The sequence below is a fragment of the Streptomyces sp. Ru72 genome (genome assembly GCF_002920635.1).
Taxonomy (GTDB): Bacteria; Actinomycetota; Actinomycetes; order Streptomycetales; family Streptomycetaceae; genus Streptomyces.
In genome coordinates this window covers 46,722-63,496 of record NZ_PQSR01000023.1, presented here as the reverse complement: position 1 = coordinate 63,496, position 16,775 = coordinate 46,722, and the positions used below count along the sequence as shown (strand labels likewise).

Genomic DNA, 16,775 nt, shown 5'->3' with positions numbered 1-16,775 from the left:
TAAAGTTCTGTCCGCGTGATCACGCGGGAGACCGCTGGAGACGCACCGGGACGTGGCGCAGCTTGGTAGCGCACTTGACTGGGGGTCAAGGGGTCGCAGGTTCAAATCCTGTCGTCCCGACAGTGTGATGTCTCAGGACATCGGAAACCCTCGAACCTGCGGGTTCGGGGGTTTCGTCGTTTTCTCCGGGCGCTGGGGCCGACAGCCGCGGGTGAGCTGTCCGGGTGCACGGCCCCGTTCGTCTGCCGCTCGGACTCTGGCCCCGCCGCTCCCGCCCCGTGCCGTCGGACGGGCCGATGGCCCGCCTGTGGGGAGGGGCGACGGGCCATCGGTGCTGCGGTCGGAACGGTCAGGGCGCGATGTCCCACTGCTGGCAGGCGTTGTCCAGCTGCGCCCACTGGCGGACGGCCGTGCCGTTGCCCGTGCCGCAGTTCGCCACGTCGAGCGTCATGCCGCTGTTGACGTTGGTGATCGTGTAGTGGCTGCCGGCGGGGGTGACGTCCCACTCCTGGCAGGTGTTCCCGAGTGACGACCAGAGTTGCACGGCGGTGCCGTTGTTGATGCCGCAGTTCTTGTCGTCGAGGACCGTGCCGCTGTTCACGTTGGTGATGGTGTAGTGGCCGTTGCCGGCGCTCGCGAACTTCCACTGCTGGCAGGTGTTGCCGAGCGAGGACCAGATGTCGATCGAGGTGCCGTTGGCGGTGCCGCAGTTCACGGCGTCCAGCACCTTGCCGCTGTTGGGGTTGGTCAGCCGGTAGGCGGTGCCGGTGACCGGGAAGGTCTGGGCGGCCTGGGTGTAGCCGACCGAGACGACGTTGGCCTGCACGGCGTTGTCGGCCGCGTCGGTCGGGTAGCCCGCGGTCATGACACCCTCGAAGAACGACCCGTCGGACCAGTTGCTGTCGTCACCGCCGGTGCCGAGGACGATGGCGCCTTCCTTGTGCATCGGCATGTAGCCGGCGGTGGTCGGCAGGCTGCCGTTGTAGTCGGTCTTGAGAGCGCCGGACTGGGCGTTGCCGTCCTTGATGGCGTAGGTGGTGGTGCCGTTGTTCTTCATCAGCGCCGTGACGAACGTGCTCGAGTTGCCGGTGTTGTTGCTGTTGGTGCCGTTGCCGCCGGCGAACAGGCCGTTCTCCAGGTCCGCCATGACCCAGGGGCCGGAGCCGGAGCAGGGCGAGAACCAGCACTCGGTGCCGAAGTTGACAGCGTCCATGTGGCCGTTGCCCGTGTCCGTGCTGCTCGTTTCGGCGTTGCCGTAGTCGAAGCAGCAGTTGCCGTCGACGTGGTGGCCGCTGGTGACCATGTAGGTGCCCTCCGGCTGGCTGCCGGTGGCGACGCCGTTGGTGCTGTTGTCGCGGTAGCCCACGCCGGCCTGGATGGACACGCCGTAGACGTGCTGGCCGCCGGCCGTGACGGGCAGGGCGTTGGCGATGGCGCCGACGTCCTGCCCGCCGTTGCCGCCCGGCCCCTCGATGGTGAGGTGGTTGCCCTTGCCGCTCTGGTCGAAGATCTCGGTGATGATGCACTCGGTGCCGGAGCAGAAGGAATCCTGGGCCGCGGCATTGGCGTAGCCGCCGGCGCTGAGCGTCCCGATGTTCAGCGTGGTGTTGTCGGAGAGGCGCTTGACCTGGTAAAGCGCGCCGCTGTACGAGGCGTACAGCGCCCGCGTGGTGCTGTGGGCGGCGACACAGGGTGTCCCCGCGGCTGCGTAGATGTCGCACGGCAGGGACGAGGCGGCCTGGGCGGTGCCCGTGGTGGCGATGACCCCGCCCAGGATGCCGGCGACGAGTGCGAGAACCGCGCCCACCACCCTCAGCCGGAGACCTCTCAGGTGTCTGACGATCACTGTGAACCTCTTCCGTCTTGCGTTCTTCTCCGGCCCGGCGCCAGGTGCGCAGGGGCAAGGCAAGGGGGGCCTCCGGTATGCGTGTTGCGCTTCCGGGTCTGCCGCAGGGGCACGGCGTCCGCGCTGGACGCGATCTCGTCCCCCGCTCGGCAGGGGAATGTGGGCGCTAACAAACGAGACTGTCGGATGCCGTCACTCATCCGAGCTCGGGGGGAATGGGGGCAGTGGGTACGGCAGGAGTGCGTGCTGCTCTGTCCGATCGCTGGTGCCGGGCGTGACACAGCAGGTCAGAACCGCGGCCGTCCCGGACCGGGTGTTGGTACTGGTGCCGTTCTCGTGCGGTCGTGGGGTGATCGACCGGTCTCGCGACTCCGCCTTTTTACGCTCGGATGAACAGACGGTCAACAGTGTCGAATAGTCAAGAGTGTGGAAACAGAAGCTGTGAACTTCGTTCGCTTCGGTGTGCGGCCATGTGCCCAGCGGAGCTGTTGCGGGGTTTGAATGAGCAGGTCAGACGGGTCGTGCAGTGCCTGGCAACGCTGTCGGGAATTCCCCGAGCGGGCAGTCGGAGAGCCTTGACCCCGCAGAAATGTGTGCGCTAACAATTCCTCACGGCGAGCTGGCTCCCACCGGAGAAGCACCCGATCGGAAACATTCAAGGCGCGTGAGGGAGGAGGTGGAAGCGTGGACGGGGATCGTGCACCGGTGATGGCGGACGTGGCCCGGATCGCGGGTGTCTCGCACCAGACCGTCTCGCGGGTCCTCAACGAGCACCCGAACGTGCGACCGGCAACCCGGGAGCGGGTGCTTGCCGCCGTTCGTGAACTCGGCTACCGCCCCAACGCCGCCGCCCGCACCCTGGCGACGCGCCGCACCCGCACCCTGGGGGTGATCAGCTTCAACACCACGCTGTACGGGCCGGCCTGCATGCTCTACGGCATCGAGCAGGCGGCCAGACAGCACGAGTACTTCGTCACCGTGGCCGCGGTCGGCACGCTCGATCGGCGTTCGGTGCTGGACGCCGTCGAGCGGCTGCGTGCCCAGGGCGTCGAGGGAATCATCGTCATCGCGCCGCAGACCGCCGCGGTCGGCGCACTGGCGAACGTACCGGCGGACGTCCCCCTGGTCGCCGTCGGCTGCGGCACCCACACCGCGCTGGCCTCGGTCGCCGTGGACAACGAGGCGGGTGCCGAACTCGCCACCAACTACCTGCTCGACCTCGGCCATCGAACGGTGCACCACCTGGTCGGGCCGCGTTCCTGGCTCGACGCCCAGGAACGTGAGGCCGGTTGGCGCGGCGCCCTGGAGAAGCGGGGTGCTCCGGTGACCGAACCGCCGGCCGGCGCCGACTGGACGGCCCGCACCGGATACGAGCTCGGTCAACGGGTCGCCGCCGACCCCGATGTCACCGCGGTGTTCTGCGCCAACGACCACATGGCCCTCGGCCTGCTGAGGGCACTGCAACAAGCCGGGCGCCGGGTACCCGAGGACATCAGCGTCGTCGGCTTCGACGACATGCCGGAGACCGAGTACTTCGGACCGTCACTGACCAGCGTCCGCCAGGATTTCGACGAACTCGGCCGACGTGCCCTGCTCGCGCTGATCGAGATCGTCGGTGACCCCGACGCGGGGATCCCCGCAGCCGACGAGACACCTCACATCGTCATCCCGCCCAGCCTTGTGGTGCGAACGTCGGCGACCCGCCCCCGACAGTGAAAAGGAAGTCCCCGATGGACTGATGCCAGTTAGTGTGACGGCCGGCGATCCGGCCGTGACCCCGCACCGCTTCACCGACGCCCCGATGGCCAGGGGCCGTTACCAGTGACGTGCCGGCCGCGAACGACCCGCGGCGACGCCCGCCGGTCGCGACCGGTTCACCCAGGCCACCGCCAGAGCGATCGGCCCTGAAGTCCTGACGCACCGCCAGGCATTCACGCATCGCCGTCCGTCCGCCCCCGCCGCGATCACCGCGGCCGGCCCCCACTCGGCGACAACCGACCTTCCGCCACGTACCGCTGTGCTGCGGACCACCACGCACCCCCCCGCCTCGAAGGACCGGCATGCCTCGGCGGGCCGTGGACGCGTCCTCGATCCAGTCATCCCCCTGCCCCCTCACATCCGCGTTCGGCCGTGGACTCTTCCCCACCCCGAACGCCCAGAAAGGCGCTGATCAACGATGATCCGTACGAGACGATCCCGCACTGTGGCTGCCGCGACCGCGGTGCTCATCTCGCTCGCCGCTGCCGGCTGCTCCAAGAACGCCACCGGCTCCGAGGCCTCCACCCCGGCCGCCTCCGGCTCGGCGGGCGCCGCGGCCCCGGTCGCGCTCGCCGGTTCGGTCACCTTCAACCAGGCGAACCTCGCCAAGCTCGACGCGGCGCTGAAGTCCGCGCTGGCCGGCAAGGACCTGTCCAAGGTCGACATCGCGATGGTCGTGAACGTGGCCGCCGACTACTGGAAGGCCGGTCAGGTCGGCTTCCTCAAGGGCTGCTCCGACCTCGGCATCGCGAAGAGCAAGTGCACCTACTTCGCCCCGCCCAACGGCAAGTTGACGGAGCAGAACTCGGAGCTGGAGACCCTGCGCTCGCAGGGCGTCACCGGCTACTCGATCTCGGCGATCGACCCGACCTCGGCCGCCGGGACCATCCACACCGACGTCCAGAAGGGCATCGACGTCCTGGCGATCGACTCGCCGCTGCCGGGCACCGACGCCGCCTCCCTCTACCTGGGCACCCCGAACTACACCGCCGGATACCAGGCCGGCACCGCGATGAAGCAGGTGCTGGGCGGCAAGGGCAAGGTGGCGATCCTGGTCGGCTCGCTCACCGCGTCGAACGCCACCCAGCGCATCCAGGGCTTCGAGGACGCGCTCAAGGGCACCCAGATCACCGTCGCCCAGAAGGTCAACGACAACCTCCAGGCCAGCACCGCCACCTCCGACGCGGAGACCATCCTGGCCAACAACCCCGACGTCAACGGCCTGTACGGGGTCTACTCCTACGACGGTCCCGCGCTGGCGCAGGCGGTGACCTCGGCCGGCAAGACCTCTTCGGTGCACATCGTGTCGGACGACTCGGACGCCCAGACGCTGAAGTTCATCCAGTCCGGCGTCATCTCCGGCACCGTGGTGCAGATGCCGTACCAGCAGGGCTACACGGGGGCGTACATCCTGGCCGCTGAGAAGGTGCTGGGCAAGGACAAGACGATGGCGATCGTCAAGCCCTACCTGGAGAAGGACGGTTCGACCCTCAGCTCCGGCGTGGGCCTGGTCACCCAGTCCGACCTGAGCGCCTACCAGTCCCTCGAGTCCCAGCTCGGGATCGGCTGAGCATGACGGCCACGAAGAACGCCCCGGGCCGCGCGATCACCGCGCGGCTGCGGGGGGTGCACAAGTCCTACGGGCCGGTGCGCGTCCTCGACCTGCCGGAACTCGACCTGTACGCAGGGCAGGTGATCGGCGTGGTCGGCGAGAACGGCGCCGGGAAGTCCACCCTGATGGGGACGCTGGCCGGGTCGGTCCACCGGGACGGCGGCGAGATCCTGATCGACGGCGAGCCCCTCGTCGCGGGGTCCACCGAGGCGGCGGGACAACTCGGTATCGCCATGGTCTCCCAGGAGTTCCCCCTGGTCGGACAGCTCTCGGTGGCGGAGAACCTGCTGCTGGGCCGCCGTCCGCGGAAGTCGAAGCGGCGGTTCCTGGTGGACCGTTCAGCGCAGCGGGCCGAGGCCGAGGCGATGCTGGCGGAGATCGGGCTGTCCGCCGAGACGATCCCGGTCAGCCGGGAGGTGCGCACCCTTCCGGTGCCGACCCGGCAGATGATCGAGATCGCCAAGGCATGGGGCCGTGAGCCCAAGCTGCTGATCCTGGACGAGCCGACCTCCTCACTGGGGCCGGTCGAGGCCGAGATGGTGCTGGGCCTGGCCCGGCAGCTGGCCGAACGCGGTGGCACCGTGCTGTTCATCGGGCACCGTCTGGACGAGGTCCGCGACATCAGCGACCGCGTTCTGGTGTTGCGCAACGGCAGGCTGGTGGCCGACCTCGAACCGGCGGAGGCCACCGAGGAGCGGCTGATCCGGGAGATGGTCGGCGGCGAGGTCGCGCAGGGCGAGCCGAAGGCGCCGCCGGCGACGAGCCCGGTCCTGCTGCAGGTCGAGGGCCTGACCGCGGACGGTCTCGGCCCCGTCGACCTGGAGGTGCGCGAGGGCGAGATCCTGGGCGTGGCCGGGCTGATGGGCTCGGGCCGCAGCCGCCTGGTCCACACGATCGCCGGCGCGCAGCCCTCGACGGGCGGCCGGATGCGGCTGGGCGGCGAGCCCTACCAGCCGCGGGGCGCGGGCGACGGTGTGGCGGCGGGGATCGCGCTGATCCCCGAGGACCGCAAGGAGCAGTCGCTGGTGCTGTTCGCGTCGATCCGGGCGAACGTCGTCGTCTCGGTGCTCAAGCGGATCAGCAGCCGGGGGCTGCTCGGGCCGGGCCGGGAACGCGCCGAGGCTCGGAGGATCACCGAGAACGTCAACGTGCGGATGCAGTCGGTGGAGCAGCCGATCGGCTCGCTGTCCGGCGGCAACCAGCAGCGCGCCATCTTCGGGCGCGCCTTCGCCGCCGAACCACGCCTGCTCCTGCTCGACGAGCCGACACGCGGCGTGGACGTGGGCGCGAAGGCGGAGATCTACAAGCTGATCGACCGGGCGGCGGAGCAGGGCATGGCGCTGGTGGTCGCCTCCTCCGAACTGGAGGAACTGCTGTGGATCTGCCACCGCATCGCGGTGATGAACCACGGGCGGGTCGTCACGGTCATCGACCGGGCCGACGCCACCAAGGAACGGATCATGACGGCCGCGGCCGGCACCTCCGCCCTCAGCCGGGAAACAGCGGACCAGGAACAGCCCGACCAGGAACAACTGACGAACGGAGCCACAGCATGAGCGCGCAGAGCACGCTCGCACCCGACGAGGTCGCGCCGCGTTCCCGCCCGGCCGTATCGAGCCTCGCCCGCAAGCTCGCCGCCTCCCCGGAGGCCGGTGTCATCATCGCCTGCGTGCTGGTGTTCGCCGGGATCGCGGCCAACGCGGAGACGTACACCGCGGTGGGCAACCTCCAGGTGATGGGCCGCGACCTCGCGCAGGTCGGCATCCTGGCGATCGGCGAGTCACTGGTCATCCTGACCGGCGGCATCGACCTGTCGGTGGGCGCGCTGGCCGGCCTGGCCGGCATCCTGGCCGCCTGGATGAACGTGAGCGAGGGCATGCCCGCCCCCCTCGCGATCCTGCTCACGCTGGTGATCAGCGCCGGGGTCGGTCTCTGGCACGGCATCATGGTCACCCGCCTGAACGTGCCGCCCTTCGTGATCACCCTGGTCACCTACACCGTTGCGCAGGGCCTGGCGCTCGCCATCACCAGCGGCTCGCCCATCAACAACCTCGACCCGCTGTTCAGCAACCTGAGCCAGTACTACATCGGTCGAGTGCCGGTCCCCGCGCTGTTCTTCGTGGGAGCGGCCGTCATCGCCTGGTTCGTGCTGGAGCGCACCTACGTGGGCCGGCAGATCTACGCGGTCGGCGGCAACAAGGAAGCCGCCCGGCTGGCCGGCATCCCCACCGCCCGCCGGATCACGTCCACCTACGTCGCCAGCGCCGCGCTGGCCGGTGTGGTCGGCATCCTGGTGATCGGACGCATGAATGTGGCCGACCCCTCGGTCGGCGCGGGGTGGGAACTGACGGCGATCGCCGCCGCGGTGGTCGGCGGGATGTCGCTCTCCGGTGGCGAGGGCCGTATCGCCGGTATCGCGGCCGGCGCGATCCTGCTGGAGTTCATCACCAACGGCCTGCTCGCGCTCAAGGTCAGCCCGTACGACCAGCAGGTGGTGCAGGGAGCGGTCCTCGGCGTCGCCATCCTGCTGGACCGGGTGCGCGCACGCTACTTCGGCAGGAGCCGGGGCTGAGCGCTCCGCCGGAAGCGCAGTTCGAAAACCGCGGGCCGTCCCCGGCAGGTCGCGCGGCTCCCCGCGTCCCTCGGTCGCTGGTGCCGCCGCGGACTCGGGCGGACCCGCTCAGCACGTCGGTCGACGCCGCGGACCGGTCGTAGGTGCCCTCGGCGTCTTCAGGAGATCGAACAGTGATCGGTATATCGAAAACCTTCGTGTGTGGGAGAGGCTGATGACGAACGCCGGAGACGAGACGGCGGGGAACCCGGAACCCTGCGTCGTGGGAGTCGACTTCGGAACGCTGTCCGGACGGGCCGTGGTGGTCCGGGTGTGCGACGGCGCCGAGTTGGGGACGGCCGAGCACGAGTACCGGCACGCGGTCCTTGACCGGGAGCTGCCGGACGGTACCCGGCTGCCTCCCGACTGGGCCCTGCAGGTGCCGTCGGACTACGTCGACGTGCTGCGCCACGCGGTGCCGGCGGCGCTCGCAGCCGCCGGTGTGCGGCCGGAGCAGGTCATCGGCATCGGCACGGACTTCACCGCGTGCACGGTGCTGCCGGTGCTCGCGGACGGCACACCGCTGTGCGAGCTGCGCGAGTACACCGGCCGTCCGCACGCCTACGTCAAGCTCTGGAAGCACCACGCCGCCCAGGCCCAGGCCGACCGGATCACGGCGCTGGCCGCCGAGCGCAAGGAACCGTGGCTGGAGCGGTACGGCGGGAAGATCTCTTCGGAGTGGGAGTTCGCCAAGGCACTGCAGGTGCTGGAGGAGGACCCGGAGATCTACCACCGCACCGAGCGGTGGCTGGAGGCGGCGGACTGGATCGTCTGGCAGCTGTGCGGGACGTACGTCCGCAACGCCTGCACCGCCGGTTACAAGGGCCAGTACCAGGACGGCGCCTACCCCTCCCGTGCCTATCTGGAAGCACTGAACCCCGGCTTCGCCGACTTCGTGACGGAGAAACTCGAGCACCCGATCGGCGCGTTGGGAGCGAAGGCGGGGCACCTGACGGCCGAGGCGGCGTCGTGGACGGGCCTGCCCGAGGGCATCGCGGTGTGCGTGGGCAACGTCGACGCCCATGTGACGGCGCCCGCCGCCGGCGCGGTGGAGCCGGGCCAGATGGTGGCCATCATGGGCACGTCCACCTGCCACGTGATGAGCTCCGACCAGCACGGCACGGTGCCGGGCATGTGTGGTGTCGTCGACGGAGGCATCCTGCCCGGCCTGTGGGGCTATGAGGCCGGGCAGAGCGGCGTCGGCGACATCTTCGGCTGGTTCGTGCGCACCGGCCTGCCTGCCGAGTACGTCGAACAGGCCGCCGCGCTGGGCCGCGACGCGCACGAGCATCTGACGGCGCTGGCGGCCGGACAGCAGGTGGGTGAACACGGTCTGATCGCGCTGGACTGGCACAGCGGCAACCGCTCGGTGCTGGTCGATCACGAACTGAGCGGTGTGGTCGTGGGGCTGACACTGTCGACCCGGCCGGAGGACGTCTACCGGGCGCTGCTGGAGGCCACCGCGTTCGGCACCCGGACCATCATCGAGGCCTTCGAGTCGTCCGGGGTGCCGGTCGACGAGCTGATCATCGCGGGCGGACTGACGAAGAACGCGCTGCTGATGCAGATCTACGCGGACGTCACCCGCCGTCCCCTCGGCGTCATCGGCTCCGCACAGGGGCCCGCCCTCGGTGCGGCGATGCACGCGGCAGTGGCGGCCGGGGCCTATCCCGACATCCAGGCCGCCGCCCGGTCCATGGGCAAGGCCGACCGGGGCGTGTACCGGCCGGACCCGGACCGCGCCGCCGCCTACGACCGCTTGTACGAGGAGTACCGGCTGCTGCACGACTACTTCGGCCGCGGCACCAACGACGTCATGCACCGCCTGCGCCGCATCCGCGCGGAGGCATGCGCCTGAGCCGCCCCACCACCCCCGCCCGCACGTCGCGCTCCATCCGAAAGGAATCACCGTCATGACCGCACCCGAAAAGCCGTCCGCCGGCCAGGAGATCTGGTTTCTCACCGGTAGCCAGGGCCTGTACGGCGAGGACGTGCTGCTCCAGGTCGCCTATCAGTCCCGGATGATCGCCGAAAGACTCGACGCGGCCGACCCGATCCCGCTGCGGATCGTGTGGAAGCCCGTCCTCACCGACGCGGAGGCGATCCGCCGGCTGTGCCAGGAGGCAACGACCTCCGACGACTGCGTGGGGGTGATCGTGTGGATGCACACCTTCTCCCCGGCGAAGATGTGGATCGCCGGACTGAGCGCGCTGGACCGGCCGGTGCTGCACCTGCACACCCAGTACAACCTGTCGCTGCCCTGGTCGAGCATCGACATGGACTTCATGAACCTCAACCAGGCCGCCCACGGCGACCGGGAGTTCGCCCACATCGAAGCCCGGCTCGGTATCGAACGCAAGATCGTCGCCGGACACGCCACCGACCCGCGCGTGATCCACCGGGTCGCCGCCTGGGCGCGGGCCGCCGCCGGCCGCCACGCGGCGCGCACCCTGCGCCTGGCGCGTTTCGGCGACAACATGCGGGACGTGGCCGTGACCGAGGGCGACAAGGTCGAGGCGCAGATGCGGTTCGGGTTCTCCGTGAACACCTACGCGGTCAACGACCTCGTCGCCGTCGTCGACGCCGTCGAGGACAAGAAGGCCGCCGAACTCGCCGAGGAGTACGTCGAGTCCTACAACGTGGTCCCGGCCCTGCGCCCCGGCGGCATCCGCCACGACTCGCTGCTGTACGCCGCCCGGCAGGAACTCGGTCTGCGCACCTTCCTCACCGAGGGCGGATTCACCGCCTTCACCACCAACTTCGAGGACCTGGGCGGGCTGCGCCAGCTCCCCGGCCTGGCCGTCCAGCGCCTGATGGCGGACGGCTTCGGCTTCGGCGGCGAGGGCGACTGGAAGACCTCCGCGCTGCTGCGCGTGATGAAGGTCATGGGACAGGGGCAACCCGGCGGCACCACCTTCATGGAGGACTACACCTACCACCTCGGCCCCGGCACGCCCCGCATCCTCGGTGCGCACATGCTGGAGGTCTGCCCGTCGGTGGCCGCCGACCGCCCCCGCTGCGAGATCCATCCGCTGTCCATCGGCGGCCGTGAGGACCCTGTGCGCCTCGTTTTCGACGCCGCCCCCGGCCCGGCTCTGGTCGTCGGCCTGGCGGACCTGGGTGACCGCTTCCGGCTGACCGCCAACGAGGTCGACGTCGTCGGCCCCAGCGAGCCCCTGCCCCACCTCCCGGTGGCCCGGGCCGTGTGGAAGCCGCGTCCCTCACTGGCCGAGTCCGCCGAGAGCTGGCTGCTCGCCGGCGCCCCGCACCACACCGTGCTCAGCTCCGCCGTCGACGCCGAGACACTGACCGACTTCGCCGCCATGACCGGTGTCGAACTGCTCACCATCGGCGCGGACACCACCGTCGAGCAGCTCGCCAAGGAAATCCGCTGGAACGCCGCCTACCACCGACTCGCCCAGGCCCTGTGACCCACGACCGCACCGAAGGAGACGAGCGATGACCGTAGCTGTGCGCGACGGCCTGCGGCAGGAGGTCCTGCGGGCGAACCTCGCCATCCCCCAGGTCGGCCTGGCGACCCTGACCTGGGGCAACGTCAGCGGAGTCGACCGGGAGGCGGGCGTGTTCGTCATCAAGCCCTCCGGAGTCCCCTACGAGGACCTCGGCATCGACCACCTGGTGACGGTACGCCTGTCCGACGGCGCGGTCGTCGACGGCGATCTGCGTCCCTCCACCGACACCGAGACCCACCGCTGCCTGTACCTGGCGTTCCCCTCCATCGGAGGTGTCACCCACACCCACTCCACCCACGCGGTCGCCTTCGCCCAGGCCCGCCGCGACATACCCGTCCTCGGCACCACGCACGCCGACACGTTCAACGGCCCCATCCCCGTCACCCGCGACCTCACCCCGGAGGAATGCGCGAAGGACTACGAGTACAACACCGGCCGCGTCGTCGTGGACATGCTCGAGGAGGACGACCAGAAGGCCGTGGAGGTCCCCGCCGCCCTCGTCGCCAACCACGGTCCCTTCGCCTGGGGCGCCACCGCCCGCAAGTCCCTGGAACACGCGATCATCTGCGAGGCGGTCGCCGACATCGCCCTCCACACCCTCAGCCTCGCCCCCTCCGCCCCTCCGCCCAGCCACCTGCTCGCTCGCCACTACACCCGCAAGCACGGTCCCGACGCGTACTACGGCAATCCGGACATGACAACGACCTCCGGATGACCGGCGCACGTCCGCCGCGGTGCGGTCGGGCTGTACCCGGCGTACAGCCCGACTCGCCGGCCGGGCCATGTCCCGGTCCGTCAGGAGGCGGCAGGTGCACATCCATGGCCTGAACGCTGGTCATGCGAGGCCACCGCGCCGCCGGCTCCGAACAGCGCGGCCACGTCAGACTGCTCGTCCACAACCACCAGACAGGCCGCGGCAGCCCGGAAACGGTCTGTCTCATCTGCGGCTGGCCGAGGCTGTGCGCAGGGCGTCGGCCGTGGAGCCGTCCGCGCGCGTGGGTGGGAGGTTGCTTGTCCCGATGTCGATGAGGTCCCGGCGCCATGCGGCTTCCTCGGCCAGCGCTCCGGCCTGCCGATAGCGGCGGACCTGCGGCGCATCGGACAGGGCCTGGGCGGCTTCGGTGACCGGCACGGAGCGGAAGCCGAGTCTCTCCCACCAGGGCCCGGCGCCAGTGGAGAACAGATACGCCGTACGCGCGCCCTGTGCGGCCGCTTCCTCGAGGACGTGTTCGGCCAGCCGCCGGGCGGCTCCGCGTCCCCGAAGATCGGGGCGGACCGCGACGCTGCGCAGCAGCACGCAATGGCCCTGCCGTTCCAGGCCCACCGCCACAGCCGGGCCGGCCGCATCCCTGGTGAGCCAGTACCGGGTGCCGGGTGCGAGGACGTCCTGGGACGAGAGCCCCTGGCCAGCGAGGAAGGCCGTGAGCTCCTCCCTGTCCTCGGGCCCCGCCTCGGGCAGCGGCAGGGGCTTGGCGTAGCAACGGCTCAGCGTCTTGTGCTGGTAGGGCGGGTAGTTGGGGATCGGCGTGTAGCCGGCGCGGGTGTACAGCGCGATGGCTTCGGGCTGGTGGACGGCCGTCTCCAGGCGCATCTCGCCGTGGCCGAGGGCGGTGGCAGTGTGTTCCGCCCGGGCCAGGAGACGAGCGGCGATGCCCCTGCCGCGAGCCTGTGGCGCGACGTACATGCGCTTCAGTTCGGCGGCCGTGTCTGGGGACGGGAAGGGCTGTACGGCACAGCAGCCGACCGGCCGACCCTCGACTTCGGCGAGCAGGAAGCGGATCCCGGGGTGTATGTGGGCACCGCCGGTGCACGGTTCGTCCGGGTAACGGGCCGCGAGGTCGGTGTCGAGGTCGCGCACCAGGCGCAGGATCCTCGGGTCGTCGGCTGCGACGGCGGTGATGATCGGGTCGTGGGAGTTCACAGGGTGCGGTTCCCTTCGAGGATCAGGTCGAGCTGGGTCTCCAGGACGCGCCGCTGGAGGCCGGGGGGATAGGCGTCCGGATCGGTCACGGCGTTCAGCGCGAGACCGTCGAGACACGCCACGAGGCTGCGCACCCGGATGTCGAGCTCCGCGGGTTCCGGACGGTCCGGGCAGGCGGCCCGCACCAGGGCGGTGAGGCGGTCGATCCAGGAGGCGTGACTGCGGGTGTGCTCGGCGAGCAGTGCGGGATCGTTGCGGGTGCTGAGGAGGAACTGGGACCAGACGACGGCTTCCAGGTGCCGCTCGTCGTCCAGCGGCAGGGCCTGCTCGGCCACGGTGTAGAGGACGTCGCGGGCACTCTCGCCGGCGGGCATGGCGTCGATACGAGCCGCCATCCGACGGTGCATCTCGGTGCGGGCGTGGGCGAGCAACTCCTTCTTGCCGGCGAAGTAGTGCGTGACCATTCCTGTGGTGCAGCCCGCAGCGGTCGCGACCGCGCGGAGCGTCAGACCCTCCAGGCCACTGTCCGCGACGACCTGCCAAACCGCCTGCGAGATCGACTCCCGCCGCTCTTCGTGGTCCACCTGCCGGGGCATCGCCCACCTCTTTGCATAACATCTGTTGCGTAACCGTTGTTACGGTACCACGCCGCCGCTTCTTTAGTTGCCGGAAGGGTGCGCCCCGGGCGGTCTACTGCTCGGGGTGCGTCGTTGCAGGCAGTGGCACCGAATGCGGCGGCTGCGTCTGCGGGTTGCGGCGCTTGAACGGGGCGAGGGGCGCCGGTTCTGTGTGGGGCCTGCCACCGCTTCGTGGCGACCGGGCGCGATCATGTCCGTAGCCAGGGGGAGCTTGGGGGCGAATCCGGGGCGGGTGCGGCCCTGCCGTCGCGGTCCAGGTCGGCTCGCTGGCGGGCGGTAAGTCCCGTTTCACGGCCGACCGCGGTGAAACTCGTAATCCTGCAGCCGGCGCGGGCGGCGCCGCGCCGACAGAGACTGATTGCGAGGCGATGAACCATGACGACGTCCGTCAAGGAAATGCTGGACACCTACCCCGCTGATCTGGGCGGCGTGGACCGCGAGGCGATGGCGAAGTGCATCCAGGAATGCATCGCGTGCGCGCAGGCGTGTACCGCGTGCGCAGACGCGTGCCTGTCCGAAGGCATGGTCGAGGAGCTGACCAAGTGCATCCGCACCAACATGGACTGCGCCGACATCTGCAACACCACGGCATCGGTTCTCTCCCGACACACCGGCTACGACGCGAACATCAGCCGGGCGATACTCCAGGCGTGCGCCACCGCCTGCAGGGCCTGCGCGGAGGAGTGCGGCCGCCACGCGGACATGCACGAACACTGCCGCATCTGCGCCGAGGCATGCCGAAGCTGTGAGCAGGCCTGCAACGAACTCCTCGCCAAGCTCGGCTGAGAGCCCGCCCTTCAGGAGCCCGCTGGGGCTGTCCGCAGCCGTGGTCGTCCTGCGCGGCCCTCTCCGGACGGCCCGGAGTTCGGCTTCCGATCCGTCACCCGAACAGCCTCCCTGGTACCGCCCGCCCCCGCCCCGCCGTATCGGCCCTGTTCGCAAGGTCTTCCCGCGCTGTCCACGGCGTGGAAGGACTGCTCGCGGCGGCAGTCCGGGATGCGTGCGGGCATTCCCGCACATAGCGTCGGCATCGCACAGCGGGTGCCCGTTCGGTGTGGGAGGTCGGTCATGGGATCTGTCACCGAGCGGCACGGCCGTCGGCATGGCTCGCCGCTCGTGCGGCGCTGGCGGCAGGCGGCGGACCGGCATCTGACGCCGCTCCAGCGGTCGTTGCTGGTGACGTGGATCTCCTTCGGAGCGACCTTCGGCACGGTGCGGATCATCACGCACGGCATTCGCGGCGGATGGCTGCCCTGGGGGAACATCTCCGCGGGCGGCGAGCACCTGCACCACTACAACTTCGGCATCGCCACCCTCGCCGGCGTGGGCCTGATCGCCGTACGCGGTGACGAGCGGGCCATCGGGCACCCCGCCGTCGCGGCCGCCTACGGGTGCGGGACCGCACTGATCCTCGACGAGTTCGCCCTGCTGCTGGACCTGCAGGACGTCTACTGGGCCAAGCAGGGCCGGATCAGCGTCGACGCCTCCATCGGCTTTCTTTCCGCGCTCGGCACCTACCTGACCGCCAAACCCTTCTGGCACGAGGTCGGCCGGATCACGCGGCACCGCATCGCCTCGACGGCCGAGCGGGGCGTGTCGGCGGCCATCTGAGCGGCTTCCCGAGGCGTGAGGAGGACTCCATGGGCGCGACCCCGGACGCTACGGACGGCACAGGCTCCGGCGGGCGGCGGGACGGAGGCCGTCCCGCCGCCCGCAGACCTCGCGCACGACTGCGGCTGTCGGGGGCCGATCCCTGGTCGGTCATGACGACCAGCTTCCTGATATCCCTCACCCTGGGGGTCTGCTCGATCGTGACCGTCGCTCTGCTGTGGGTGCTGCTGACCGTGATCGGAGCGGTGGCCTGGCGGTCGCTGGGCTGGGCGCTCGCCCTCACCTCCGGCGTCGCGGTGCTCGAGGTCGCGCTGACCACGGCACTGGCGACCCTGGGCGCCTTCGTCTACAACATGTCGGCCGGCCTCATGGGTGGCGTCGAACTGACCGTGACCGAGGACGAGTAGTGGGTGGAACCGGCCGGCGTGCTGCGGCAGCATTCCGGGCGTGATGCGACGACAGACGGTGACGGTCGGCGTCGACCTCGCCGCGAGCGCCCGGCGCACCGCTGTGTGCCGCATGAAGTGGGGCGGCGGGCCAGGCGTGACGGTGGAGTTCCTCCAGCGGGAGGGGGACGACGGCCTGCTGGCCGTGATCCGGTCGGCCGACAAGGCCGGTCTGGACTGTCCTCTCGGCTGGCCGTCGAGCTTCGTGGCGACGGTCGGGGCGCATCACCGGGGTGAACGGCTGCCGCCTCCCGCCGGGTACGGGAGACACGCGGACGGAAGGCCGGGCCTCGACCCGCTGCGGTTCCGGCTGACCGACGACATCACCTGGAAGGCGACCGCCATGCGGCCCCCGCTGTCGGTGTCCACCGATCTGCTGGGTGTGGTGGCGCTGCGGGCGGCGCGGCTGCTGGACGCCCTCGCGGCGACGGGGGTGGAGGTTCCCCGGGACGGCTCCGGACCGGTCGCCGAGGTCTACCCGGCTGCCGCGCTGCGGCGCTGGGGGATCCGCCCCGCCGGCAGCTACAAGAGAGCGGCGCCCGAGGCGCGGGCCGTCCGCGAGCACATCATCGGCTCGCTCGAGGCCGGGCTGGAGGCGCCCCTGCCCGGGGACGTCCGGAAGCGGTGCGCCGACAGTCACGACCACCTCGACGCCCTGGTCTGCGCCCTGGTCGCCCGCGCCGTCCTGGTCGGGGACACCGTGGGGCCGCGTACCGCGGACGAGCGCGCCGCGGCGGCACGGGAGGGCTGGATCCACCTGCCGCAGACGGACCTCGCCGCGCTCCACCGCTGAGCCGGCGGTGTCGCCGTCCGCCCTTCCGCCCGATCGCATCGAGGAGGCCGGCCGGCCGCCGTGCGG

The 16,775-nt window shown here is 70.5% G+C and carries 14 protein-coding genes and 1 tRNA gene; 12 read left to right on the top strand and 3 right to left on the bottom strand.

What is annotated here, in order from left to right; all coding sequences use genetic code 11:
* Window positions 1-46: 46 nt before the first annotated feature.
* Window positions 47-120: transfer RNA gene (locus C3488_RS14085), tRNA-Pro, on the top strand.
* A 229-nt stretch (window positions 121-349) separates the two neighbouring features.
* Here C3488_RS14085 and C3488_RS14080 read toward each other — a convergent pair.
* Window positions 350-1,846, bottom strand: a complete 1,497-nt coding sequence (locus C3488_RS14080) for an arabinofuranosidase catalytic domain-containing protein (protein WP_374955418.1) — start codon at window positions 1,844-1,846, stop codon at window positions 350-352.
* Window positions 1,847-2,554: 708 nt separating this feature from the next.
* On the opposite strand from C3488_RS14080, the gene C3488_RS14075 reads away from it, so the two are divergent.
* From C3488_RS14075 to araD, 7 genes are all read left to right on the top strand, one after another.
* Complete coding sequence (locus C3488_RS14075) at window positions 2,555-3,562, top strand: substrate-binding domain-containing protein (protein WP_103839738.1); 1,008 nt, start codon at window positions 2,555-2,557, stop codon at window positions 3,560-3,562.
* A gap of 487 nt (window positions 3,563-4,049) precedes the next feature.
* Window positions 4,050-5,174 (top strand): substrate-binding domain-containing protein, encoded by a 1,125-nt coding sequence (locus C3488_RS14070; RefSeq protein WP_258053416.1) that lies wholly within the window; start codon window positions 4,050-4,052, stop codon window positions 5,172-5,174.
* 2 nt (window positions 5,175-5,176) lie between these two features.
* On the top strand, window positions 5,177-6,772 hold the full coding sequence (locus tag C3488_RS14065; RefSeq protein WP_258053415.1) for a sugar ABC transporter ATP-binding protein: 1,596 nt from the start codon (window positions 5,177-5,179) through the stop codon (window positions 6,770-6,772).
* A complete protein-coding gene (locus tag C3488_RS14060) occupies window positions 6,769-7,788 on the top strand; it encodes an ABC transporter permease (protein ID WP_103839736.1) in 1,020 nt (339 codons plus the stop codon). Before C3488_RS14065 ends, C3488_RS14060 begins: the two co-directional genes overlap by 4 nt.
* Window positions 7,789-8,002: 214 nt before the next feature.
* Window positions 8,003-9,685, top strand: coding sequence for a ribulokinase (gene araB / locus C3488_RS14055; protein ID WP_103839765.1), 1,683 nt, complete (start codon window positions 8,003-8,005; stop codon window positions 9,683-9,685).
* A gap of 55 nt (window positions 9,686-9,740) precedes the next feature.
* Window positions 9,741-11,258: an L-arabinose isomerase gene (gene araA / locus C3488_RS14050; RefSeq protein ID WP_103839735.1), complete on the top strand. Its 1,518-nt coding sequence runs from the start codon at window positions 9,741-9,743 to the stop codon at window positions 11,256-11,258.
* A gap of 28 nt (window positions 11,259-11,286) precedes the next feature.
* Window positions 11,287-12,015, top strand: coding sequence for an L-ribulose-5-phosphate 4-epimerase AraD (gene araD / locus C3488_RS14045; RefSeq protein WP_103839734.1), 729 nt, complete (start codon window positions 11,287-11,289; stop codon window positions 12,013-12,015).
* Window positions 12,016-12,237: 222 nt separating this feature from the next.
* On the opposite strand, the gene C3488_RS14040 is transcribed toward araD, so the two are convergent.
* Window positions 12,238-13,221, bottom strand: a complete 984-nt coding sequence (locus tag C3488_RS14040) for a GNAT family N-acetyltransferase (protein ID WP_103839733.1) — start codon at window positions 13,219-13,221, stop codon at window positions 12,238-12,240.
* On the bottom strand, window positions 13,218-13,817 hold the full coding sequence (locus tag C3488_RS14035; protein ID WP_103839732.1) for a TetR/AcrR family transcriptional regulator: 600 nt from the start codon (window positions 13,815-13,817) through the stop codon (window positions 13,218-13,220). The genes C3488_RS14040 and C3488_RS14035 overlap by 4 nt, the downstream gene beginning before the upstream one ends.
* Before the next feature lie 417 nt (window positions 13,818-14,234).
* Here C3488_RS14035 and C3488_RS14030 point away from each other — a divergent pair, with 417 nt between their 5' ends.
* From C3488_RS14030 to C3488_RS14015, 4 genes are all read left to right on the top strand, one after another.
* Entirely contained in the window at window positions 14,235-14,645 is a 411-nt protein-coding gene (locus tag C3488_RS14030; RefSeq protein WP_103839731.1) for a four-helix bundle copper-binding protein, read from the top strand.
* A gap of 282 nt (window positions 14,646-14,927) precedes the next feature.
* Window positions 14,928-15,470, top strand: coding sequence for a hypothetical protein (locus tag C3488_RS14025; protein ID WP_103839730.1), 543 nt, complete (start codon window positions 14,928-14,930; stop codon window positions 15,468-15,470).
* Between the two features lie 29 nt (window positions 15,471-15,499).
* On the top strand, window positions 15,500-15,877 hold the full coding sequence (locus tag C3488_RS14020; RefSeq protein ID WP_103839729.1) for a DUF3566 domain-containing protein: 378 nt from the start codon (window positions 15,500-15,502) through the stop codon (window positions 15,875-15,877).
* A 43-nt stretch (window positions 15,878-15,920) separates the two neighbouring features.
* Window positions 15,921-16,709, top strand: coding sequence for a DUF429 domain-containing protein (locus C3488_RS14015; protein WP_181139011.1), 789 nt, complete (start codon window positions 15,921-15,923; stop codon window positions 16,707-16,709).
* Window positions 16,710-16,775 lie beyond the last annotated feature (66 nt).